We start from the raw sequence: 24,205 nt of genomic DNA, 5'->3' as shown, positions 1-24,205 counted from the left end.
GTGAGAGTAGGTCATCGTCAAGATTCATTTCGCAAAACCCCTATCTGCGCGAGCAGGTAGGGGTTTTGTCTTTGTGCGTTCCGACAAGCCCGCTCCCACGGTATGTTGTTCCTACACGGGATCCGCTTGCTGACAATCACGCAAAAATCCTTTGCTCGTCGGCTACCTCACATCGCCGCGTCACAGGTGCGACAATATTGCCGTCACATTAAGTGACTTCCCCGTACCTACCCTGCGTCAAGGCTTAGGTTCGGGGCAATCCTGGCACCCGGACCGAGCGATGCCAGCGTACCGTGCTGCGCATTTCTGGACTTTCACCGTCCTATTACTTGAGGTTAGAAGCAAGATGGCCAAGGCCGCCGATGTCGTTGTGCAATGCCTGGAAAACGAAGGTGTCGAGTATGTGTTCGGCATTCCCGGTGAGGAAAACCTCGACCTGCTCGAGTCCCTGCGCAAGTCGAAGATCAAGCTGGTACTGACCCGCCACGAGCAATCCGCGGGCTTCATGGCCGCCACCTACGGCCGCCTGACCGGCAAGACCGGCGTCAGCCTGTCGACCCTCGGCCCTGGCGCGACCAACCTGGTGACCGCCAGCGCCTACGCCTACCTGGGCGGCATGCCGATGATGATGATCACCGGCCAGAAGCCGATCAAGAAGTCCAAGCAAGGCCGCTTCCAGATCATCGACGTGTGCGGCATGATGGACCCCATCACCAAGTACACCCACCAGTTCGCCTCGGCCGACAACATTCCTGCGCGCATGCGTGAAGCCTTCCGCCTGGCGGAAGAAGAGAAGCCGGGCGCCGTGCACCTGGAATTGCCGGAAGACATCGCCGCCGAGCAGACCGACGCCCTGCCGATTCCGCGCAGCCTGCACCGTCGCCCGCTGGCCGAGCACGTGGCCATCGAAGCCGCCGTGCAGAAACTGCAGAACGCTCGCAACCCGATCCTGGTGATCGGTGCCGGCGCCAACCGCAAGATGACCGCCAAGGTCCTCAAGCAACTGATCGACAAGACCGGCATCCCGTTCATCACCACCCAGATGGGTAAAGGTGTGGTCGACGAGCGTCACCCGCGCTTCCTGGGTAACGCCGCGCTGTCCTCCGGTGACTTCGTTCACCGCGCCGTCGAAGCCGCCGACCTGATTGTCAACATCGGCCACGACGTGATCGAGAAGCCACCGTTCTTCATGGTTCGTGGCGGCACCGAAGTGATCCACGTGAGCTTCCGCTCGGCTGAAGTCGATGCCGTGTACTTCCCGCAAGTAGAAGTGATCGGCGACATTGCCAACGCCGTATGGCAGATCAGCGAAGCGCTGACCGATACCAGCCACTGGGACTTCACCCGCCTGATGGCCATCCGCGAAGCGAACGAAGCGCAGATCGCCGAAGGCGCCGACGACGACCGCTTCCCGGTCTATCCGCAGCGCATGGTTGCCGACATCCGTCGCGCCCTGCCGTCTGAAGGCATCGTCGCCCTGGACAACGGTATCTACAAGATCTGGTTCGCCCGCAACTACAAGGCCCACAAGCCCAACACCGTGCTGCTGGACAACGCCCTGGCGACCATGGGCGCCGGCCTGCCATCGGCCATGGCCTCGCACCTGGTGTACCCGGATCGCCCGGTCATCTCGGTCTGCGGCGACGGCGGCTTCATGATGAACAGCCAGGAGCTGGAAACGGCCGTCCGCCTGGGTATGCACATCACCGTGGTGATCCTGCGTGACGACGGCTACGGCATGATCCGCTGGAAGCAGGCCAACATGGGCTTCACCGATTTCGGCCTGGACTACGGCAACCCGGACTTCGTCAAATACGCCGAAGCCTACGGTGCCAATGGCCACCGCGTGGAAAGCGCCGAAGCCTTCCTGCCGCTGCTCGAGCACTGCATCAAGACCCCTGGCGTGCACGTGATCGACTGCCCGGTGGACTACAGCGAGAACGACCGCATCCTCAACAGCGAGCTGCGTGAGCGCGCGCTGGCGGTCTAAACCGTAGCACCCTCATCGCGGGGCAAGCCCGCTCCCACGCCATCCGCAACCACAGAGCTAATACAGGGCTTGTGGGAACGGGTAGCGTGGGAGCGGGCTTGCCCCGCGATTGCGTCTGTTCTGGCAACGACGCACTCAGCACCGCGATACCCATCTACCACGCACCATCTCCCTCTCTCGCCATGCTCAGGCTCTTCACCTACCCTGAGAACCCGAAACCATGACCATCGGTTCAACGCACAACCATCCCGCCGACCTTATCGCGACGTCACTCAGTTAACGGCGTTTTCAGACATCGAGCTGGTGGGAAAATGCGTAGCTGAACTCGATCGGATTCTGTTGCGTTGCACCAACATCAGCGAGCCCATCACGCTGCATATCGATCTTGGAAACACCCACATACAAAGATGGATGACAGATAGGAATGCACTTGGTTGTGCGAAGTTGTACCGGGCGGGTGCCTATTACGACGCAGATAGCCTGATGTAGTACAACCGCGACCTTGAGTGCCCGTTCAGGGGTTCTCCCTCGCCGAGCCGTGTCTGCGCACCGCCATCGACACCGTGATCAACCTCTGCAACAACACCGGCGCACGTTTCAAGGATGGCTTCAACCTCGAGCACTATCCGCATTATCAGGTGCCTCTACAGGTGCTTTGAAACAACTTTGTAGGAGTGCTCCTCCCCGTATTTTCGCACTCTCCCGCAGTTCCAGAGGATCCTGCTGACTGTCGCTCCACCTGCCATGCCCGTTCTACTGGCGGCCTTCCATAACAACCAGAAAAGGAAGCCGCCATGCAGGAACACACCACCCCCGTCAGCCCCGTACGCATTGCCGTCATCCAGTACGACCCGCAGGTCGGCCTGGACCATTGTGATGGCAACCTGAGCCGTGGTTTGGCCCTGGCCCGCCGCGCCGTGCGTGAAGGGGCGAACCTGATCGTGCTGCCGGAGCTGGCCAACACCGGCTACACCTTCAACTCCCGCGCCGAGGCCTATGCCCACGCCGAGTCGCTGGAGGATGGACGATGCCTGCAGGCCTGGGCGGAGTTCGCCCGTGAGCAGCAGGTGTATCTGGCTGCAGGCTTCGCCGAGCGTGACGGCCTCAAGCTCTTCGACAGCGCCGTGCTGTTCGGCCCGCTGGGGCTGCTCGGGCATTACCGCAAGGCGCACTTGTGGAACCAGGAAAAGCTCTGGTTTACCCCCGGCGACCTGGGCTTCCCGGTGTTTGAAACGCCCATCGGCCGCATCGGCCTGCTGATCTGCTGGGACATCTGGTTCCCGGAGGTGCCACGGCTCATGGCAGCGCAGGGCGCCGACATCATCTGCAGCCTGAACAACTGGGTCTGGACACCGCCGCCGCTGTTCGACGAGGCCGGACGCTGCATGGCCTCGTATCTGACGATAACCGCAGCCCACGTCAACAATGTCTATATCGCCGCCGCCAATCGCATCGGTCGGGAACGGGGCGGGCGCTTCCTCGGTTGTTCGCTGATTGCCGGCACCAACGGCTGGCCCATCGGCGAGGTGGCCGGTGCCGAGGAGGAGTGCATCCTCTATGCCGACGTCGACCTCAGCGCCGCCCGCTCGGCGCCTATCTGGAACAGCCTCAATGACCTGCCGCGTGACCGCCGCACCGACCTCTACGACGCCACCTTGGGTTATCGGCTGCATGCGCCGATGCCACGTTGAGGAGGCGCCATGGAACAGCACCTCTCTTTACCGCGACAACGGTCGTCGTCGCTGATACTCCTGGGCCTCGCGCTGCTTTGCGTTGCCAGCCTGATGTTGGGTGGATGGCCCGATTATGCGCAACTCGTCGCAACCCTCGACCAGCCGCTGAGCAGGCTGCGCTGGATGGTCGGCGATATCAGTGAGGTCGCCTTCTACAAGCACGAGTTGCCGGCACTGGGGCTGCTGCTGGGGGCGAGCCTTGCGCATTGGGCCCAGCAGCGTGGGCATCGCTGGCAGGGCTTCGCCATCTGCTACGGCACTGGGCTGTGGCCCTGGCTGATTATCAGCTCGCTGCTCGGCCTACTGCTCAGCCATGCGTTGTGGGGCTGGACGCTGGACGGTGGTACCTGGCAGCCGACCTTCGTCGCCTTCGTCTCGCTGCCGGCGGCCATGGTCCTGCTGTTTGGCGGCGGTTGGCGCGTCGCGATCAATGGCGCGCTGCTCGGTGCCGTGCTGGTGACGCCGGCCAGCCTGCTGCTGGTCAACTACCTGTGCTACCCGCTGCAGTTGCCGGTGGTGATCGGCAATGTCAGTGGCATGGCCCTGGCCAGTGTGCTGGCGTTCCTGCTGTGCAAACGCTTCCCGGTGCTGGTTCGCGATGGACAGCGCCCAGCGCTCGTAGCGACAGCCAGCCAGCCGGACTATGGCGTGGCCTGGACCCTGCGTCGGGTACTGGCCGATTTCAGCGAAGCGCCGTTCTTTGGCAATGAACTGGCCAGCCTCGGCTTGCTGCTGGGCGTATTGCTGGCTTATGTATTGGCCCCGGCGGCACCGGCCTACGGATCGCAACTGGTGCTGCAGATGGTGGCCGGGCAGGGGTTGGCATCGCTGGTCGGTGTGCTGTTCTGGCGACGGCAATGGAAGGAGCGGGGCTGGTATCCGACCTATATTCCCATCGTGTCGATCGTGCCCGCCGCCGTGCTGACACTGGGTGGCAGCTGGCAGGTGATCATCGCCAGCGCAGTGCTCGGCGCGCTGATCGCGCCACCGCTTGCCGTGGCAATCAGCCAGCGCCTGCCAAGCTACATGCACGGTTATATCGGCAATGTCCTGTCCATGGCCATCAGCACCCTGGGTATCGTGCCCCTGGTTGGTCTGCTTGCGGGAGGTAACCCATGACAGCACCACGTGTTTCCATCGGCAGCCTGGGCGGTACGGTCAGCATGCAATCCGGGGCGCCGGGGCAGGGTGTGACACCCCGGCTCGACTGTGCCGCGCTGTTGAGTGCCCTGCCTCAGTTGCAGCAACTGGCGCAGATCAGCACCGCCACGTTGTGCCTGGTGCCGAGCGCCTCCCTGGCATTCACCGACATGCTGGATGCGCTGGCCTGGGCAAACGCACAAGTGCAAGCCGGGGCCCAGGCCGTGGTGCTTACCCAGGGCACCGATACGCTGGAGGAGACCGCGTATTTCCTCGATCTGCTTTGGCCCCATGACATTCCGCTGATCATGACCGGCGCCATGCGCTCGGCCTGCCAGCCGGGCGCAGATGGTCCGGCGAACCTGCTGGCGGCAGTGCAGGTTGCGATAGCCGATGGCAGCCGGGGGCGTGGCGTGCTGGTGGTGATCAACGACCAGATTCACTCGGCCGCCCGGGTACGCAAGACTGCCAGCCTGGCAATGGCGGCCTTCGAATCGCCCGGCGCAGGGGCGTTAGGGGAAGTGGTGGAGGGCTGTCCCATCTATCGTCAGGCTGCCGCGCCACGCTGGGTGTTGCCCCTGCCGGCGCAGGTCGGTCACCAGGTCGTCCTGCTGGAGGCCTGTCTCGATGCCGATACGCGGCTGCTGCGAGCCCTTGGTGGCATGGGCTATTCAGGGCTAGTGGTTGCCGGCTTTGGCGCAGGCCATGTCTGCGAAGCCTGGGCCGAGGCTTTGGAGGACGTCGCAGACACCATGCCAGTGATTATCGCCACACGCACCGGCAATGGCCCGACAGCCCGGGGAACCTACGGGTTCGTCGGTGGCGAGATCGACCTGCAGGCCCGCGGCCTGCACATGGCCGGCTGGCTTTGCCCGCGCAAATGTCGGCTCTTGTTGTGGCTGCTGGCCGGTAGCGGGCGGCAGGCCGAGCTGGCGCAGTGGCTGCAGCAATAGCCCGATGCCCGTTCCCATGAAGGGAGCGGGCAGGCGTTGCCTATGCTAGGGTGCACGCACATTTACCCAGGACACCCACCCCATGCTCCCCGCGCTCAGCGAAAAAGAACTCGACCGCCTCGAAGACCTGCTGATCACCTACGGCAACGATTATTCGGTACTCAACCTCGCCGAGCTCAACGGTTTCTTCACTGCTCTGGCCAGCTCCCCCAACAAGGTCAACCCTGAGCAATGGCTGCCCTCTGTCGCCGGTGGCAAGGTGCCCAAGTTCAAGAAGCCTGCCCATGAAGAAGCGTATACCGCGCTGATGCTGCGTTATGCCAGCCAGGTGGCCGAAGAGTTGGCCACGGACCTCGAGGACTTCGAGCCGATGTTCGAAGAGGGCGAGAGCGAAGAGGGCCCGATGATCATTCTCGAGGAATGGTGCTTCGGCTACATGCGCGGCACGCAAGTGGCCGAGTGGAGCGAGCTGCCGCCAGAGCAGGATCGTCTGCTCAAGGCCATTTCGCTGCATGGGCTGGAAGACAACTTCGAGCTGCTCGACTCGATGAGCTTCGATGAGCGCCAGGCCTGTGTACCGCTGGTGGTCGAGGCGGCGCGGGGGTTGTACCAGTACCAGAAACAGCACCGGCATTGATGACGTCATCGCGGGGCAAGTCGCATCGGCGCACCGCCGCTCCCACAAACAAGCAATGCTGATTATTCCACTTATCGAAATACTGGATTGCTCCCAGCACTGATTCTGCTGCCAGCCGATCCCGTGCAGCATGTCCTCCAGCAGCGCCACTCCCGGCGCTGACCTGGAGCCCCGCACATGCCAAGCCCGATCAAGCTCTACAACTTCCCCAAGTCCGGCCACGCCCACCGTATCGAGCTGATGCTGTCACTGCTCGAACTGCCTACCGAGCTGGTGTTCGTTGACCTGGCCAAGGGTGAGCACAAGCAACCCGGGTTCCTGGCCATCAACCCCTTCGGCCAGGTGCCGGTGATCGATGACAACGGCATCGTCATCGCCGACTCCAACGCCATCCTCGTCTATCTGGCCAAGGCCTATGGCGGCGAGCGTTGGTTGCCCGAAGATCCGGTCGGCGCCGCCCGTGTGCAGCGCTGGTTGTCGGTGGCGGCAGGCCCGCTGGCCTTCGGCCCGGCTGCCGCCCGCCTGGTGACCGTATTCGGCGCCTCGTTCAACACCGACGAAGTGATTGGCCGCGCCCACACCCTGCTCAAGGTGATCGACGCCGAACTGGCCAAGAGCCCGTTCTTGGTTGGTGACCAGGCGACCATCGCCGATATCGCCAACTACTCGTACATCGCCCACGCCCCCGAGGGCAATGTATCGCTGGAGCCGTACGCCAATGTGCGCGCCTGGCTGGCCCGGATCGAGGCGCTGCCGGGCTTCGTGCCGATGCCACGCACTGTCATCGGTTTGCAGACCACGCTCTGAACCCAGAGGAATGCCGCCATGCGATCGCCCTGGCATGCAGGTGAAAAACGGCTGCAGGAGCAAGTCGGTGTTGCAGAGCGTATGGAGGTGTTCGGCCAGAAGGTCATCCGCGACTTCATGCCCGACCAGCATCGCGCGTTCTACCAGCAATTGCCGTTCCTGGTGGCCGCTGCCGTGGATGCTGCTGGCACCCCTTGGGCGACGCTGCTCGAAGGCGCGGAAGGCTTTGTCAGCTCGCCCGATCCCCGGCAACTGCTGATCGGCACCGCGCCTGCCGCTGACGACCCGGCCATGCCGGGCCTGGTGGATGGCGGTGCCATTGGCTTGCTGGGGATCGAGCTGCACACGCGGCGGCGCAATCGCCTCAATGGCCTGATCCGCCGGGCTGGCACCGGCCAGCTGGAGGTGGTGGTCGAGCAATCGTTCGGCAACTGCCCGCAGTACATCCAGCTGCGCGAGTACACCCGCGTCGACGAGCCGCCGCAGGGGCGCCGGGACTCAGTGGCACTCGATACCGAGTCCCGCGCCATGATCGAACACGCCGATACCTTCTTCGTCGCCAGTTACGTTGAGCAGGAAAATGGCCAACGTGCCGTGGACGTGTCCCACCGCGGTGGCCGGCCCGGTTTCGTCAGGGTCGAAGGTAATCGCCTGACCATACCCGACTACGCCGGCAACCTGCATTTCAACACCCTCGGCAACCTGCTGGTCAACCCGGTTGCCGGCCTGTTGTTCATCGACTTCACCACGGGCGATGTGCTGCAGGTTTCAGGGCGAACCGAGGTGATTCTCGACAGCCCGCTGATCAGCGCTTTCGAGGGGGCCGAGCGGCTCTGGACCCTGGACATCGAGCAGGTGGTGGTCCGCCCGGCCGCCGTGTCATTGCGCTGGGCCTTCCAGGAATACGCCCCCACCAGCCTGATGACCGGCACCTGGAGTGAAGCCCAAGAGCGCCTGCAACAGCGTGAGCGCCAGCGCCAATGGCTGACCTGGCGCGTGCTGCGTATCGAGCAGGAAAGCCGCGATATCCGTTCGTTCTACCTGCAACCCGAGGAGGGTACGGCGGTGCCCTTCGTGCCCGGCCAGCATATTCCGGTGCGCTTGCAGGTTGATGGAGAGGCACCGCTGATCCGCACCTACAGCCTGTCCAGCGCACCGTCCGATGGCCACCTGCGCATCAGCGTCAAGGCGCAGGGGCCGGCGTCACGCTATCTGCACCAGCAACTGAAGGTGGGCGACCCTTTACAGGTGCGCCTGCCCATGGGCAGTTTCACCCTGGATCACACCAGCGACCGGCCCCTCGTGCTGGTCGGTGCTGGTGTCGGTATCACCCCGTTGATCGCCATGCTCCGCGAGCAACTGGCCTTGGGGCTGGGGCGGCGCATCTACCTGTTCCACGGTGGCCGTACGCTGGCCGACCTGCCGTTCCAGCACGAGCTTGCCGAACTCCAGCAGCACGCCGGTGGCCTGCTGAGCATTCACCGCGCCCTGAGCCTGCCCGAACCCCAAGCCGTGCAGGGCCGCGACTATGTGTTCGCCAGCCGCCTGGGCATCGAGCAGATCAAGGCCACGCTGCCGCTGGACGACTACGACTTCTACCTCTGTGGCCCGGCCAGTTTCACCCAGGACCTTTACGAAGGCCTGCGCACGGTGCATGTACCGGATGCCCGCATCCATGCCGAAGCCTTCGGCCCTTCGACCCTGCGCCGCCACAACGACGACAACCAGTCCACCCTGCAACAACCGCCGCCCGCCAGCGAACCGGTGCCGGTGTACTTCGCCAGCTCCGCCAAGGAAGCGCGCTGGGCGCCCGCGGGCGGCACCTTGCTGGAACTGGCGGAAAGCCGCGGCCTGTCGCCGGACTTCAGCTGCCGCGGTGGCTCGTGCGGTACCTGCAAGACCAAATTGGTCAGCGGCCAGGTCCATTATCCGAACCCGCCCGCCGAACTGCCCGAAGCCGGTAGCGTGCTGATCTGCTGCGCGATTCCGGCCCAGGCCGAGGAAGGCGTGCAGCCCTTGGTACTGGAGCTCTAGCGTGACCACGGCGATAATCGCTCGACGACAACGCGTGGGGCGCGGCATGGACCAGATCCACCTGATGAAAGTGTTCGTGGCCGTGGGCGAGCTGGAAAGCTTCGCCGCCGCCGCTCGCCGCCTGGCCATCTCGCCGGCGGCGGTGACCCGCGCCGTCAGCGCCCTGGAGGAACAGCTCGGGGTCAAGCTGCTGCTGCGCACCACCCGCAGCGTGCGCCTGACCGAGGCCGGCGGGCGCTATCTGGAAGACACCCGGCATATCCTCGCCAGCATTGTCGAAGCCAACGAAGCCGCCGCCGGCATCAACGCCGCGCCCAAGGGCGACCTGGCGGTGACCGCGCCGATCCTGTTCGGTAAGAAGTTCGTCATGCCCTGCATCGTGCGTTACCTGCAGCAGTACCCCGAGGTGGACGTCTCGGCGTTCTTCCTCGACCGCGTGGTGAACCTGGTGGAAGAGGGCATGGACGTGGCCGTGCGCATCGGCCAGTTGCCCGACTCGGGCCTGAAGGCGCTGCGGGTGGGCAAGATGCGCCGGCTGCTGTGCGCCTCGCCCGAGTACCTGGAACGCCATGGCACGCCGCGGCATCCCTCGGAGTTGCAGAAGCACGAGGTCATTGCCGCCGGGACGCTGTCACCTCGCACGGACTGGCGCTTCGGCGCCATCGACGACCCGACGCTGATCCGCATGAAGCCGCGCCTGACCGTGACCAGCAACGACGCCGCCATCGCCGCGGCCAGTGCCGGGCTGGGGATCGCCCGGCTGTTGTCGTACCAGGTGGCGGACGAAGTGGCGGCCGGGCGCTTGCAGGTGATTCTGGCCGAATACGAGGAGGCGCCGTGGCCGATCCATATCCTGCATCGCGAGAGCAAATATGGTTCGACCAAGGTGCGGACCTTTATCGATATGTTGGCCGAGCACTTGCGTAGCCAGGCGCATCTGGCGTGATTCCGGAACCTGGGGCTGCTGCGCAGCGGCCCCAAGTACCTCAAGCTCAATCAAGGCCTTGAAAGGCCAGCACACTCCGCCAGCACCCTCAACCCGCCCATCACCTGCGGCGTAATCACCCGCCCCAGGCACACCCGCAACCCAGTGCCACATTCCCCATCGGCAAAGAACATCCCGCTGGCGCCCACATTGCAGCCACGCTCCGCGGCAAGCCGTTGCAGCGCCAGCATGTCTGTCCCTCCCGGTAATTCGACCCAGTGGATGAAGCCGCCCCGAGGCGCCACATAGCGCGTCCCCGCCGGAAATACCGAGCGCACCAGCGCCTCCATCAGCCCGGCCTGCGCCGCCAGCCGCCCACGCAGTTTCGCGCAGTGCTCGTCCATGTACCCCCGTCCGATGAATTCATCCAGCACCCGCTGCGCCAGGCTCGATACCGCCAGGTTGCGTGAAAACATCTGGGCCAGGATCGCATCCCGGTACCGTCCGGCCACGCACCAGCCCACCCGGTACCCCGGCGCCACGGTCTTGGAGAACGACGAGCAATAGATCGTCTGCCCGGTCATGTCGTAGTGCTTGATCGCCCTGGGGCGCTGCGCCTCGTCCACCAGGTCGAAGAAGATATCGTCCTCGATGATCGGCACATCCGCCGCCTGCGCCAGCTGTGAGAGCCGTGCCCGCGCCGCGTCGGGCATGATGAAGCCCCGTGGGTTCTGCAGCGTCGGGTTGAGGAACACCACATCGACCTTCCCGCGCTTCAGGGCCCACTCCAGGTGTTCGAGGTCCATGCCGCTGTCGGTGTGGGTGCGAATGGGCAGGGCGCGCATCCCCAGGCGTTCGATGGTCTGCAGGATGCCGTAGTAGGTGGGTGTCTCGATGGCCACCGTGGCGCCCGGCCGGGCGACGGCTTCGAGGGCCAGTTCCAGCGCCACGGTGTCGCCTGAGGTCACCAGGATATCGTCCGGCCCGCAGGCCACGCCGCGTTGCAGCATCAGCCCGGCGATACGCCGGCGCAGCGAGGCCAGGCCGGGTGGCGCGATCAGCCCGGCCAGCGCCAGATCGGCCTTGCTCGCCAGCGATGCCAGGCATCTGCTCAGCAGCACCTGGGGGGCCAGTTCGTCATGCAGCACTGCCGAGCTCAGCGAAAGCGTGGTGTTGCTGGCCGCCTGGGCGAGCATGGCGACCACCGCGTGGTCGACGTTGACGGTGACGCTGGCCAGGTCGAACCCCTGCACCTGGGCCGCGCCCTTGGCGACGAAATAGCCCACCCGTGGCCTGGCCTGCACATAGGCATTGGCCTCCAGCTCCGCCAGGGCCCGTTGCACGGTGGCGATGCTGCTGTCGAACAGCCGCGCCAGCTCGCGCACCGAGGGCAATTGCATGCCGCTGGGCCATTCGCCGCTGTCGATCTGGCGCAGCAGCCAGGCGTTGACGGTGTGCCAGCGCTTGTCGGGCTTGGGAATGCGGTCCATGGGGGCTCTTTGTGGCGTCAGGTTCAGGCCCCCGAAAGGTAGAGCAAAACCACGCCGGTTGCAGCCACGATGACAATGTTCAGCACGACCAGGGCAAAACCGAAGCGGATCAGCCCGTGTTCCTCGTCGCGGTTGGCACCGGCCAGCCCGATGATCAGCGCCAGGATCGACAACGAGCCCAGCGCGCCGTGCCCGGCGGCACTGTTGGCCATGGCGGCCAGCCACGCACCATGGCTGTCGGACAATGCCGCGATGGCGGGCATCACCAAGGTGGTACCGCCGACATTGGAACTGGTGACATAGCCGGCCAGCCCTGCCAGCAACGACACCGTCGCGGCCAGCGATACGCCGGACAGCGACTGCAAGGCCCGTTGCGCCTCGACCAGGAAGCCCGCCTTGACCATCACCTGGGAGAGCAGCAGGAACAGGAAGATCGTTGCCACCGGAAACCGTGCGCGGGTGAACAGTGCCTGCCACGGGAAGCCGCCGCCCTGGCGTGCGGCCATCGCCAGCACCACCAGCAGCAGCGCCAGCCCCGGCGAGGCCAGTGGCTTCCACGCTACATTGGCGCCGTGCACCACCCACCCGCCGTCCCAGCCCGAGACCAGGAACAGCCCACGCGAGGCGACGATCACCCCCAGCAACGCCAGGTACGGCCACGCTGCCCGTGGCCAGTGCACCAAGGTTCCTCGCCGCGCCCAGGACAGCGCCAGGCCCGTGCAGGCCACCGCCAGCCCGGCCAGCACCCCCGAAGCCTCGGGCCCGATCCAGCGATTGGCCGTATACAGCACCGTGCTGAACAGCAGCGAGATTGCCGCCAGCCCTAGCCATGCCTTGAGGCTGCGGATCCCCGCCAAGGCCAGTGCCACGGCGGCCAGGCAGAGAAACACCGGTGCGCTGACCAGCGCCGAATGGCTGCCCAGTTCCTGCGCCGGTACATGGGCCAGCAGCGCGCCGATCACCGTGGCCAGCCCAAGGGTGCCCCACGGCATCACCGCCATCCCCGCCAACGCCATCTTCATGCCCGTCTGGCGCGAAAACAGCCCCATCAGCAATGGTACGGTAGCGATCAGCGACACCCCGAACCCGGTCATCGCTTCCAGCAGCGGCGCCAGGCCCAGGACGATGAAGATCACCTGCATCGGTGGCGTCCAGCCCAGCTCCCGTACCCAGGCCCCGATAGCCTGCGGGGCGCCGGCGCGCTCGACCAGAATGGCAAAGGCCAGGCCCGGGACGATCACGCCGGCGGTGCTGAGAAACAGGATCAGCGTGTCTTGCAGGATCGCGCCGGACACCGCCGTCGACAGCGGCTGCGCGACGCCCAGGCCCCACAGCAGCAAGACACCGGCCACACCGGTCAGCGCGGCCTGCACGGGGGGGCGGCGCAGCAGCAGGATCAGGGTGATCACCAGGCCTATGGGGGACATTTGCAGCAGCAGGGCAGCCATGATGCGGGTTCCTTTAGCCATCCGGGGGAGTGTGGAAGGGATGGTGGAGGGAAGGGAGAGACGGCAATAGATACAGGGGGGCTGGGTTTTTCAATACAGCTCTGGCGGCTAGCGAGGAGCGGCGCTCGGTCCTGCGTTTGCAGCGTTGGAAATCCGCGCTAGGCTTAATTATTAACTCGCCCATGACCACGTTCGACAGGATTTCCTGTCTGGCACTTTAGATGCCGATTTGTGGCGTGGGCGAGCCTACCTGCTTAATGCCTTAAGGGGATCGCAGACGATCTTCGTTCACAGCCCCTCTCCAAGGTACAGGCGATGAACTTCGCCGATCCGCTTACTGGCGGTGGCGGGTACACCGGCCTCTCTGGCAAAACGCGGCCACTGTGCGACGGCTTCACAGACTTCCTTGATGATCCCTCGTGCATCCATCCCCCTGACCTGGCTGGCCACGCTCAGCAAATCGTCGAGGGTGAAGTCGTCGCGTTTGCCGTTCACGGTCATCTGGTGGCTATCGACCCAGAAGCTTCCAGGCAGGTAGGAATAGGACACGTCATACGCCGGCGTGAGGTACCAGGTGCCGTCGGTGTCCATCATGAAGGCCGTGTTCTTGGTGTGGTCGTCCTGGTTACGTGCCACCAGGTTGAACACCATGCGGCGGTAGAACTGTTCGGCGCCGTCGCGGGAAATCCGCAGCGCGCGCATCACCCCGAAGGCCTCGGCATAGGAGTATTGGCCAGGCTTGCGGAAGTCGGCGTGGTCGAGTGCGCACAAGGTCGCGACGTGGATCTTTTCACCTTCGGCCGTGCGGTCGAAGCGTCGGGTCATGAAGTGAGCGCGTCCACCTTCCTCCAGCAATCGGCACTCGGTCATGGTGATGCCGGCCGCCTTGGCCATGAGGTGGTAGGCGTACTCGATGCGCCCGTAGCCTTGTGAGTCAGCCAGCACGGTCGAGTCCTTGGCCACATCGAACTTGAGCAACCAGTACTCGAAGCCCGGCGGCGCGGTGACCTGCCCCGAACGGATCTCGCCTTCGGCATTCATGGCGATCACCGCCTTGGCCCGGGCGCCGCCCGCGCTGGTACCGATCTGGATGAGGTGCTGCAGGGCGCCGTCGTCCAGCGATGGATCCTTGGCATCCAGGCGCTCGGCGATCGACTCGCGTTCGGACAACACCTCGCTGGCCAGGCGCACCAGTGCATCGATATGGATGCTCTCCCCCTTGTCCCGCTCGGTGGCCATCGCCGGGCGATACTCCAGGGCGCCCATGCCGCGCTTGCCCTGGTACAGCAGGCGCTCGACCGGGGTAAACGTTGCCTTGTCACGCCCCTGCTGGGCCAGCCAGGCATCGATCAGCGCGTTGCCGAAATCATCGGGCAGGGAGTCGGCGAGGATCGAGGGCAGGCCCTTGAAGGTTTCGCGGTCCAGCCCCTGGAACACGTAGGTGTAGTCCTGGCGCAACGGCATATGGACCGGCGAGATCTCAAGGCCCGTCCTGACGAACTCGGGGGTGTATTCGAACTCCCCGGTCTGGGTCTGCGTGTTCCAGTTGAGCGCGCCTACATACACATCCCAGAGATAGATCCGTGCAATCACCAGCTGTCATCCTTGTCGGGTTTCGGGGCACCAATGAGCGTGGGCTTGCCGATAGGCGTCCTGATTCCGTGTTCAGGCGCCGAAGGTGTAGCCCGTGTGACGGTCGCCCGCATCCGCTGCTTGCCCTGCATTTTTGCCAGTTGTACGGGGCTGGTCCTGACGTCCTCGATGAGGGAGGCGAGACGATCAAGCTCTCCCAGCACTCGCAGGACGGCAATCACGTTCACCAGGGTGCCTTTGCCTGCCGTGAGCTTGCGGTAGGTCTCCCGGGAAATCCCGGCTTCATGGGCGACGATGTCCTGGCCAATATTACGCTTCAGGCGGATAGCCTCAATGCGTTGGCCGATCTCGTTGGCGATAGCGTCGTCAGTCATTGATATGGCTTTCATAACGCCTAGGATCCTATGCTTAAAACGCCGTTATTGACCTGAATGCCTCTGATTCTAGGCTTTGTATAGTGCGCTTGAAAGGACAATTCGCTACTTGAATAAAGCCTAATTCTCTAGGCGTTAAGTGTGTATTTTAGGTTTTCCGCCAAGAATTATAGGCGTTGTCCGATCCTGGTGTTCGCGGCGGTTTTCAGCGTTTGGTTTACCACATTTCGTTTCGCGCAGAACTGGCTACCGAATCGAGCGTCCCGAAGTAACCAAACCTGCCAGCACCTTCCCCAGTTTCACCACCGCCTCCCTCATCTCAGGGGGCGTCAGTGCCGCAAACCCCATCAGCAAGCCGGCATCGTTCCTCGGCTGCGCATACAAGCTGCCCAGCCCCAGCAGATCGATCCCCGCCCCGCGTGCCGCCCTGACCACAGCGTCTTCCGCCAAGTCCTGAACGAAGTGGCAGGGCATCTGCAGCCCGCCCACCGGCACGTGTGGGCGCAGGAACGCCCCCAGGTGCCGCTGCACCAGGTCCGCCAGTACGTCGCGTCGCTCGGCATAGAGGCTGCGCATGGCCCGCACATGGGCGTTGAAGTGGCCGTCTTCCATGAACCGGGCCAGGGTCAGCTGGGCGACGGACGCGTTGTGGCCATCCTGCAACGTTCGCGCGGCGGTCATCGGCGTGACGAGCTGGGGCGGCAGCAGCAGGTAGCCGATGCGCAGCCCGGCGCCCAGCGACTTGGTGAAGGTGCCGATGTACAGCGTGCGCGCGTGCGAATCCAGGCCCTGCACGCAGGCGGTGGGGCGGCCGGCGTAGTGGAATTCGCTGTCGTAGTCGTCCTCGATGATCCACGCCTGCTGCTGGCGCGCCCAGTCGATGGCCCGCAGGCGCCGGTCCAGCGACAGGGTGGCGCCGGTCGGGTATTGGTGCGAAGGCGTGAGGAACAGCGCCCGAGCATCCGGCGCCCGCTGGGCCATGCCATCCACCTGCAAGCCGTGCGCGTCCACCGGCACCGGCACGCCTTGCAGCCCGGCAGCACTGATGGCCTTGCGGGTGCCCTGGTACAGCGGGTCCTCGACCAGTACCCGGTCGCCTGCGTCCATGAGCACCTGGGCGCACAGGCCCAGGGCCTGCTGCGAGCTGGTGAGGATCAGGATACGGTCAGCGGATGCCTGCGCGCCGCGTTCGAGGTTGAGGTAGTCGGCGATTGCACTGCGCAAGGCGAGCATGCCCTGTGGCTCGCTGTGTTCCAGGGCACGGGTGCCGTATTCCTTGTACACCTGCCGCTCCAGCTTCTCCCAGACGGCCAGGGGGAAATGCCGGGTTTCCGCCACGCCCGGGGCGAAGGGGCGGGGTGATTGGAAGTTGTGAACGCCACCGCTGTGCAATAGCGCTTCACCTCGGCGGCTCAACTGCACCGGGGCCTCGCTGTGTGCCGGTCGCTGGCGCTTGCGCGACGGCACGCAGCGGGCCCGTTGCGACACGAAGCTGCCGCTGCCTACGCGCCGCTCGATAAAGCCCTCGGCGTGCAACTGGCTGTAGGCCGACTCCACGGTATCCCGCGAGACGCCCAGCGAACTGGCCAGCGACCGCGACGCCGGCAGCGGCTTGCCGACCGGCAGGGCACCCTCAAGGATCAACTGGCGGATGGCCCGCTGGATGCGCACATGCCGCGCCAGTGCGCCATGGAGGGGATCCGTTAGCCAGGCTTTTACCGATTCCAGCTGGGCGTGTTTGAACATTGGCCTGGGTCCTTGGCGCGTGGATTTGAAAGGTGCCTGCCTATCCTGGGACGGATCGCGCCCCTGAAAATGGTCTGGTAACTACCGAATAATTGGCAGGTAAAAACCAGCCATTTATCCGCTATAAAACCCAGGTCCGCAAGCAATCACCAAGGAAGGCAAGCGCTGCGGACAGGCCGGCCCCCTCACTCATTCAGCTGTGTTGTCCAAAAGGGGTTTGAACAATGACCACCACCCAACTGCCCGTTTTCGTACGCGAAGTGAAGCAAGCCGACCTGCAGCCATGGTCCGACTACTGGGCGCAATATCAGGCCTTCTACCAAGTGGATCTGGGCCAAACCATCACCGAGCGCACCTGGGCCCGCTTCTTCGACCCGGCCGAGCCCATGCACTGCGCCGTGGCCACGGACGGCGAGCAAATCTTCGGCTTCGTTCACTATGTGTTCCACCGCTCGACCTGGGGGCGCAATGATTTCTGTTACCTGGAAGACCTGTTCGTGTCGCCGAATGCGCGGGGGAGGATGATCGGCAAGCGGCTGATCGAGTTCGTCCAGGACCAGGCCCGGCAGCAGCGGTGCGACCGGTTGTATTGGCATACCCAGCAGACCAACAAGACCGCGCAGCGGTTGTATGACTGGATTGCCGAGAAGCCGGGGGTGATCGAGTACCGGATGTCGTTGGATGTTGCTCACTAAGTCCATAGTGAGCAGATGAGGGCGTGGGAGCGGGCTGGCCCCGCGAAGGGTGGCACTGGCTTCGCGGTGTAGGTCCCTGTGGCGCACAGCCGCTCCCATGGCCAGGCATCAGAAATTCCCATTCGAAATCTGCCCGAGTCTTACGGTGCTGTCAGACCATTCAGAAAGATGAATCCCTCCCTGGCAGAGGAATACTTAATCCAATATTTTGTGTATTAACTGCCATCTATTCAGACAACACACATGAATTTGGATTTAAGTCTTACCAAACCCAGTGAACTCATGAGGGCGCTGTGCGAGCGCTTGCGCACCGAGCGGCTCGCTCAACAGATGTCGCAAGCGGAAGTGGCTGCTCGGGCTGGCATCGGCACCAATACTGTGTCCAACCTTGAAACGGGACGAAATGTCGGTTTTGAGAATCTGATTCGAGTGGCGATGGTTCTAGGCCGAAGAAAAGAGCTTGAGGCGCTGTTTTTGCCGAGGGTGGAGTGCATAGCCGACATTGCTCGCTACGAGCTCGGTGCCAAGCGCCAGCGCATCCGGAAGAAGTCAGGGCAGGGTTGAACAGGGCTGCATGGCAGCCCTTTCAGTGGATCGCAGGGTTCAATCGCCAACCCCATGTAACCGCAACGCCCGCTGCGCACATTCCTTCCAGCTCAGCTTGCGCTGCTCGGGCACCACCACGGGCAACTCCGCCGCCATCACCACCGGCATATCCCGCATCCGTACCCAAGGCTCACTCTGCCAATACAACAGACTCGCCGTATGCCCACCCGGCCAGCACATCCTGCCCAGGCGCGGCAGGTCTTCCAGCGCCGAGTCCTGCCCATCGCGCAGCACCGCCACCACCTCATGGGTCAGCCAGTGGCGCAGGTGGCGGTTTTCCGGAATGTGATGATGGGCCAGCAGGGTATAGGCCCCGGACTCGCTGACCATGGTGGTTTCGCCGTACTGGCCGTAGCGCAGCAACTGCACGGTGCGATGCTGGTCGGGGTCGAGCTTGCGGATGCAGTGTTCGTCGAAGAAGCGCCCGGTCATCCGGCCGAGTTCGTGAGCGCAGAACCAGGCTTGGGATTCGAGCCAGAGGGTGTGGAGGGGGCGGTTGTGGCGGGTGAAGAGGGTGGAGTCGTGGAGGTCAGTCATGGCTGGCCTCCCTGGTCCTGAGGGAGTGGAATAGGCGGGACGCATGTGCGAAAGGCCTGCGAACGGTTTCGATAGGCATTTCCTTTACCTCTACGTGATTGCCAGCTTTCTTAGGGCTGGGTGTCGGGAGTTAAGAAAACCCACGTAGAGGCCGGACGTATTTCCCTTTCGGGTCTTGTATTGGTCCACTCCCGACATAACACGTTTTTCGCGCGCAGGATTAGACCACGGGCACAAAAAAACCGCATCTGTCGGGGCGGAACGACCGCTACGTGAGGCGTTTCTTAGGCGCCGTACGCAAAGGTAGGGATGGGGGAAGCTACAGTCAATCAAATAGGCTGTAGGAGATTTCAGAAGATAGAGGGGAGGGGAGGGCTCATCCGTGAGCCCCTAGGCGTTAGCCCTTTGGTGGGTAGTCGTCGTTTCCGTGGCTATCGCGTTCGCGGATTTGCCCATTACGACCATGGATAAGCAGCTCGCTTTCTTGATTACGGGCTATTGCACGCCCGTAATCAATAGCTTCGCGTTGCGTCTCGAACTCTTTCGTTACCTTGGAGTTCCCTGCCCCGCGTACAGCCCATCCGCCATCATGAGGTACTACATGTTGATTTTTACCACTCATAGATAAAGCTCCATGATTATGGGCATTCAGCCCGATGAAATGACTGATTCTGGATCGCGTGGGCGCTCCAGCCGATTACAGGTTTCAGAAGTCCAAGCAGTCTAAGTAGCTGCCAAGACCGGTGGTGGCATGTCTCCGACATGAGGCCGTTGAAACCGTCCGTAAGTCATCTATAATCACGGCCCGCATTACCCAATGCTTCGTGATATGGAAACTTCAGTCACGGTCCGTACGCTGGGCTTCGTTCAGCAGTACGGTTAAGAACCCACGCTAGTTTGTGACGGTTGCCGCCGTCCCTCTTGCTAGCGTGGGTTTTTTATTTTCAGGGTTTCTCCCTGATCAATGAAAAGGGCCGGCATTGCCGCCGGCCCCTACGTCTATGATCAATCCCAGCTCAACGCCCCACCAGTCTGATACTCAATCACACGAGTCTCAAAGAAGTTCTTCTCCTTCTTCAAGTCCATGATCTCGCTCATCCAAGGGAACGGGTTAGTAGTCCCCGGATACTCTTCCTTCAACCCAATCTGAGTCAGTCGACGGTTAGCAATGAACTTGAGGTAGTCCTCCATCATCGCCGCGTTCATGCCCAGCACGCCGCGTGGCATGGTGTCACGGGCGTATTCGATCTCCAGCTGGGTACCCTGCAGGATCATCTGGGTAGCCTCTTCCTTCATCGCGGCATCCCACAGGTGCGGGTTTTCGATCTTGATCTGGTTGATCACGTCGATGCCGAAGTTCAGGTGCATGGACTCGTCACGCAGGATGTACTGGAACTGCTCGGCGACGCCGGTCATCTTGTTGCGGCGGCCCATCGACAGGATCTGGGTGAAGCCGCAGTAGAAGAAGATGCCTTCCAGGACGCAGTAGTAAGCAATCAGGTTGCGCAGCAGCTCTTTGTCGGTCTCGACGGTGCCGGTGTTGAACTCCGGGTCCGAGATGGCGCGGGTGTACTTCAGGCCCCAGGCGGCTTTTTTCGCGACCGATGGGATCTCGTGGTACATGTTGAAGATCTCGCCTTCATCCATGCCCAGCGACTCGATGCAGTACTGGTAGGCGTGGGTGTGGATCGCCTCTTCGAAGGCCTGGCGCAGGATGTACTGGCGGCACTCCGGGTTGGTGATCAGGCGGTACACGGCCAGGGCCAGGTTGTTGGCAACCAGCGAGTCGGCGGTGGAGAAGAAGCCGAGGTTGCGCATCACGATGCGGCGCTCGTCTTCGGTCAGGCCGTCCATGCTCTTCCACAGGGCGATGTCGGCGGTCATGTTGACCTCTTGCGGCATCCAGTGGTTGGCGCAGCCGTCGAGATACTTCTGCCAGGCCCAGTCGTACTTGAACGGGACCAGCTGGTTGAGGTCGGCGCGGCAGTTGATCATGCGCTTTTCGTCAACGGCGACACGGGCCGAGGAGCCTTCCAGCTCGGCCAGGCCTTCGGCGATGTCCAGGGCGTCCAGGGCAGCCTTGGCGCGCTTGACGGCGTCGGAGTCGGCGGCGGTGGCGGCGCGGGCTTCCAGGGCGGCGGCACCGCCGGCGCTGTCGAGCTTGTCGAGGGTGGTGGTGGCAGCGGCCTGTGCGGCGGTGTTGCCTTTGGCGGCGACTTCGCCGTCTTCTTTATCGAATTCGTCCCAGCTCAGCATGGTGAGATCTCCTGCTTGAGGGCCATCAATGAGTATGGCCGGTGGATCTTGGTTGCGGTGCGGTGCACGCAAATCTGGAGTGCCCGGGGAGGGCTGACCGGGGCGTTGGGCCCCGGCTTGTTATGTCTGGCTGTGGGGAGGTGCTGGCAGTGCCGGCCTCATCGCTGGCAAGCCAGCTCCCACAGGGTTCTGCGCCGTGGCGCAGAAAAGAGGCTACCCGGGGGTAGCCTCTGCGCAGGCCTTATTGGCAGGCTTCGCAATCCGGCTCGTCGATGGCGCAGGCCTTCGGTACCGGGGCTGGGCCCGCGGCCTGGACCGGGGCGCTGTCGCCGCCGCTCGACACGGCGTTGAGCTTGCCGGTGTTGATGGTCGACTTCTCGGTGCTGGTCGCGGCCAGGGCACGGAGGTAGTAGGTGGTCTTCAGACCACGGTACCAGGCCATGCGGTAGGTCACGTCCAGCTTCTTGCCCGAAGCGCCGGCGATGTACAGGTTCAGCGACTGGGCCTGGTCGATCCACTTCTGGCGACGGGAGGCGGCATCGACGATCCACTTGGTCTCGACTTCGAACGCGGTGGCGTACAGGTCTTTCAGCTCTTGCGGGATACGCTCGATCTGCTGCACGGAACCATCGTAGTACTTCAGGTCGTTGATCATCACCGAGTCCCACAGGCCGCGGGCCTTCAGGTCGCGGACCAGGTACGGGTTGATCACGGTGAACTCGCCCGACAGGTTCGATTTCACGTACAGGTTCTGGTAGGTCGGCTCGATGGACTGCGATACGCCGGTGATGTTGGCGATGGTCGCGGTCGGCGCGATGGCCATGATGTTCGAGTTACGAATACCTTTTTGTACACGCTCGCGCACCGGGGCCCAGTCCAGGCTTTCGGTCAGGTCGACGTCGATGTACTTCTGGCCACGGGCCTCGATCAGGATCTGTTGCGAATCCAGCGGCAGGATGCCCTTGGACCACAGCGAACCCTGGAAGGTCTCGTAGGCGCCGCGCTCGTCGGCCAGGTCGCAGGAAGCCTGGATCGCGTAGTAGCTGACCGCTTCCATCGACTTGTCGGCGAACTCGACGGCAGCATCGGAGCCGTACGGGATGTGCTGCAGGTACAGCGCGTCCTGGAAGCCCATGATCCCCAGGCCGACCGGGCGGTGCTTGAAGTTCGAGTTACGCGCTTGCGGCACCGAGTAGTAGTTGATGTCGATCACGTTGTCGAGCATGCGCACGGCGGTGTTCACGGTGCGTTGCAGCTTGGCGGTGTCCAGCTTGCCGTCGACGATGTGGTTCGGCAGGTTGATCGAGCCCAGGTTGCAGACCGCGATCTCGTCCTTGTTGGTGTTCAGGGTGATCTCGGTGCACAGGTTCGAGCTGTGGACCACGCCCACGTGCTGCTGCGGGCTGCGCAGGTTGCACGGGTCCTTGAAGGTCAGCCATGGGTGGCCGGTCTCGAACAGCATCGACAGCATCTTGCGCCACAGGTCTTTGGCCTGGATGGTCTTGAACACCTTGATCTTGTTGTACTCGGTCAGGGCTTCGTAGTACTCGTAGCGCTCTTCGAAGGCCTTGCCGGTCAGGTCGTGCAGATCAGGCACTTCCGATGGCGAGAACAGGGTCCACTTGCCGTCATCGAAGACGCGCTTCATGAACAGGTCGGGGATCCAGTTGGCGGTGTTCATGTCGTGGGTACGACGACGGTCATCACCGGTGTTCTTGCGCAGCTCGATGAATTCTTCGATGTCGAGGTGCCAGGTTTCCAGGTAGGCACACACGGCGCCCTTGCGCTTGCCACCCTGGTTCACGGCCACGGCGGTGTCGTTGACCACTTTCAGGAACGGCACGACGCCTTGCGACTTGCCGTTGGTGCCCTTGATGTACGAGCCCAGGGCGCGCACCGGGGTCCAGTCGTTGCCCAGGCCACCGGCGAATTTCGACAGCATGGCGTTGTCGTGGATCGCGTGGTAGATGCCCGACAGGTCGTCCGGCACGGTGGTCAGGTAGCAGCTCGACAGCTGCGGACGCAGGGTGCCGGCGTTGAACAGGGTCGGGGTCGAGGCCATGTAGTCGAAGGACGACAACAGGTTGTAGAACTCGATCGCACGGGCTTCTTTGTCTTTCTCTTCCAGCGCCAGGCCCATGGCCACACGCATGAAGAACACCTGCGGCAGCTCGAAGCGCACGCCATCCTTGTGGATGAAGTAGCGGTCGTACAGGGTCTGCAGGCCCAGGTAGGTGAACTGCTGGTCGCGCTCGTGGTTGATCGCCTTGCCCATGCGCTCCAGGTCGTAGCCTTTCAGCGCTGGGTCGAGCAGTTCGAACTCGACGCCTTTCTCGACGTAGGCCGGCAGGGCCTTGGCGTACAGGTCGGCCATCTCGTGGTGGGTGGCGCTGTCGGCGACGTTCAGGAAGCCCAGGCCTTCGGCGCGCAGGGTGTCCATCAGCAGGCGGGCGGTGACGAACGAGTAGTTCGGCTCGCGCTCGACCAGGGTACGGGCGGTCATCACCAGGGCGGTGTTGACGTCCTTCAGGGCGACGCCGTCGTACAGGTTCTTCAGGGTTTCGCGCTGGATCAGCTCGCCATCGACTTCGGCCAAGCCTTCGCAGGCTTCGCTGATGATGGTGTTCAGGCGCGCCATGTCCAGCGGCGCCAGGCTGCCGTCGGCCAGGGTGATGCGGATGCTTGGGTGCGGCTCGACCACGCTGTCGGCGTTGGAGCGGGTAGCACGCTCCTTGGCACGCTGGTCGCGGTAGATGACGTAGTCACGGGCGACTTTCTGCTCGCCGGCGCGCATCAGGGCCAGTTCGACCTGGTCCTGGATTTCTTCGATGTGGATGGTGCCACCCGATGGCATGCGACGCTTGAACGTGGCGGTGACCTGCTCGGTCAGGCGCGCGACGGTGTCGTGGATGCGCGACGAGGCGGCGGCGGTGCCGCCTTCAACTGCGAGGAACGCCTTGGTGATGGCAACGGTGATCTTGTCGTCGGTGTAGGGGACGACAGTGCCGTTACGCTTGATCACGCGCAGTTGGCCAGGGGCGGTGGCGGCCAGATCCTGGTTCGAATCGGCGGCCTGAGGCGCCTTGGCCTGCGGGTTCTCGCGAGTTGTGTCGGTTTGCATGGGTGGGTGTCTCCACAGTTTCTAGTTTGTTCAGGCGCCGTTGTCGGGCGCCACCGTTCCGTCCACTTGCTCGATGGCCCGGGCGGGGATGCGCGTGAAGCACACGCATCCGCCCGCTCG

General features: G+C 63.4%; 20 protein-coding genes. 11 read left to right on the top strand and 9 right to left on the bottom strand.

The features are described from left to right. Positions 1–346: 346 nt before the first annotated feature. The 9 genes from AC3WL2_RS10705 (at position 347) to AC3WL2_RS10665 (ending at position 10,240) form a co-directional block, all read left to right on the top strand. A complete protein-coding gene (locus AC3WL2_RS10705) occupies positions 347–1,990 on the top strand; it encodes an acetolactate synthase large subunit (RefSeq protein WP_102685196.1) in 1,644 nt (547 codons plus the stop codon). 506 nt (positions 1,991–2,496) lie between these two features. Beyond that, positions 2,497–2,649, top strand: coding sequence for a hypothetical protein (locus AC3WL2_RS10700; protein ID WP_158247506.1), 153 nt, complete (start codon positions 2,497–2,499; stop codon positions 2,647–2,649). 135 nt (positions 2,650–2,784) lie between these two features. After that, complete coding sequence (locus tag AC3WL2_RS10695) at positions 2,785–3,681, top strand: nitrilase family protein (RefSeq protein WP_102685195.1); 897 nt, start codon at positions 2,785–2,787, stop codon at positions 3,679–3,681. Positions 3,682–3,774: 93 nt separating this feature from the next. After that, complete coding sequence (locus AC3WL2_RS10690; RefSeq protein WP_232968190.1) at positions 3,775–4,842, top strand: hypothetical protein; 1,068 nt, start codon at positions 3,775–3,777, stop codon at positions 4,840–4,842. Beyond that, entirely contained in the window at positions 4,839–5,816 is a 978-nt protein-coding gene (locus tag AC3WL2_RS10685) for an asparaginase (protein WP_102685193.1), read from the top strand. The genes AC3WL2_RS10690 and AC3WL2_RS10685 overlap by 4 nt, the downstream gene beginning before the upstream one ends. A gap of 82 nt (positions 5,817–5,898) precedes the next feature. After that, the gene (locus AC3WL2_RS10680) at positions 5,899–6,453 is read left to right on the top strand and encodes a UPF0149 family protein (protein ID WP_102685192.1); all 555 of its coding nucleotides are present in this window, start codon (positions 5,899–5,901) and stop codon (positions 6,451–6,453) included. 177 nt (positions 6,454–6,630) lie between these two features. After that, positions 6,631–7,260, top strand: coding sequence for a glutathione S-transferase family protein (locus AC3WL2_RS10675; protein ID WP_102685191.1), 630 nt, complete (start codon positions 6,631–6,633; stop codon positions 7,258–7,260). A gap of 18 nt (positions 7,261–7,278) precedes the next feature. Continuing rightward, positions 7,279–9,294, top strand: coding sequence for a 2Fe-2S iron-sulfur cluster-binding protein (locus AC3WL2_RS10670; protein ID WP_102685190.1), 2,016 nt, complete (start codon positions 7,279–7,281; stop codon positions 9,292–9,294). A 46-nt stretch (positions 9,295–9,340) separates the two neighbouring features. After that, positions 9,341–10,240, top strand: a complete 900-nt coding sequence (locus AC3WL2_RS10665) for a LysR family transcriptional regulator (RefSeq protein ID WP_102685189.1) — start codon at positions 9,341–9,343, stop codon at positions 10,238–10,240. 50 nt (positions 10,241–10,290) lie between these two features. On the opposite strand, the gene AC3WL2_RS10660 is transcribed toward AC3WL2_RS10665, so the two are convergent. From AC3WL2_RS10660 to pdxR, 5 genes are all read right to left on the bottom strand, one after another. Further along, a complete protein-coding gene (locus tag AC3WL2_RS10660) occupies positions 10,291–11,709 on the bottom strand; it encodes an aminotransferase-like domain-containing protein (RefSeq protein ID WP_102685188.1) in 1,419 nt (472 codons plus the stop codon). A 23-nt stretch (positions 11,710–11,732) separates the two neighbouring features. Beyond that, complete coding sequence (locus AC3WL2_RS10655; protein WP_102685187.1) at positions 11,733–13,157, bottom strand: L-lactate permease; 1,425 nt, start codon at positions 13,155–13,157, stop codon at positions 11,733–11,735. Between the two features lie 288 nt (positions 13,158–13,445). Further along, positions 13,446–14,750, bottom strand: coding sequence for a type II toxin-antitoxin system HipA family toxin (locus AC3WL2_RS10650; RefSeq protein WP_102685186.1), 1,305 nt, complete (start codon positions 14,748–14,750; stop codon positions 13,446–13,448). Beyond that, the gene (locus tag AC3WL2_RS10645) at positions 14,747–15,124 is read right to left on the bottom strand and encodes a helix-turn-helix domain-containing protein (RefSeq protein WP_177431934.1); all 378 of its coding nucleotides are present in this window, start codon (positions 15,122–15,124) and stop codon (positions 14,747–14,749) included. Before AC3WL2_RS10645 ends, AC3WL2_RS10650 begins: the two co-directional genes overlap by 4 nt. Positions 15,125–15,370: 246 nt before the next feature. Then, positions 15,371–16,870 carry a MocR-like pyridoxine biosynthesis transcription factor PdxR gene (pdxR, locus tag AC3WL2_RS10640; RefSeq protein WP_102685185.1) on the bottom strand — a complete coding sequence of 500 codons (1,500 nt, stop codon included), beginning with the start codon at positions 16,868–16,870 and terminating at the stop codon, positions 15,371–15,373. Between the two features lie 224 nt (positions 16,871–17,094). On the opposite strand from pdxR, the gene AC3WL2_RS10635 reads away from it, so the two are divergent. Continuing rightward, positions 17,095–17,565 (top strand): GNAT family N-acetyltransferase, encoded by a 471-nt coding sequence (locus AC3WL2_RS10635; protein WP_102685184.1) that lies wholly within the window; start codon positions 17,095–17,097, stop codon positions 17,563–17,565. A 243-nt stretch (positions 17,566–17,808) separates the two neighbouring features. Further along, the gene (locus AC3WL2_RS10630; RefSeq protein WP_023628809.1) at positions 17,809–18,129 is read left to right on the top strand and encodes a helix-turn-helix domain-containing protein; all 321 of its coding nucleotides are present in this window, start codon (positions 17,809–17,811) and stop codon (positions 18,127–18,129) included. A gap of 39 nt (positions 18,130–18,168) precedes the next feature. Here AC3WL2_RS10630 and AC3WL2_RS10625 read toward each other — a convergent pair whose 3' ends face one another. From AC3WL2_RS10625 to AC3WL2_RS10610, 4 genes are all read right to left on the bottom strand, one after another. Then, entirely contained in the window at positions 18,169–18,708 is a 540-nt protein-coding gene (locus AC3WL2_RS10625) for a BRO-N domain-containing protein (protein WP_102685183.1), read from the bottom strand. Between the two features lie 397 nt (positions 18,709–19,105). Beyond that, a complete protein-coding gene (locus AC3WL2_RS10620) occupies positions 19,106–19,330 on the bottom strand; it encodes a DUF2188 domain-containing protein (protein WP_102685182.1) in 225 nt (74 codons plus the stop codon). 383 nt (positions 19,331–19,713) lie between these two features. Then, positions 19,714–20,964, bottom strand: a complete 1,251-nt coding sequence (locus AC3WL2_RS10615; RefSeq protein ID WP_038706634.1) for a ribonucleotide-diphosphate reductase subunit beta — start codon at positions 20,962–20,964, stop codon at positions 19,714–19,716. Positions 20,965–21,205: 241 nt separating this feature from the next. Continuing rightward, the gene (locus AC3WL2_RS10610) at positions 21,206–24,085 is read right to left on the bottom strand and encodes a ribonucleoside-diphosphate reductase subunit alpha (RefSeq protein WP_038706633.1); all 2,880 of its coding nucleotides are present in this window, start codon (positions 24,083–24,085) and stop codon (positions 21,206–21,208) included. Between the last annotated feature and the right edge of the window lie 120 nt (positions 24,086–24,205).

It is taken from the genome of Pseudomonas sp. FW305-96, from assembly GCF_058783825.1.
The sequence above is the reverse complement of the archived record's forward strand: the minus strand, read 5'-3'. Positions and strand labels throughout refer to the sequence as shown.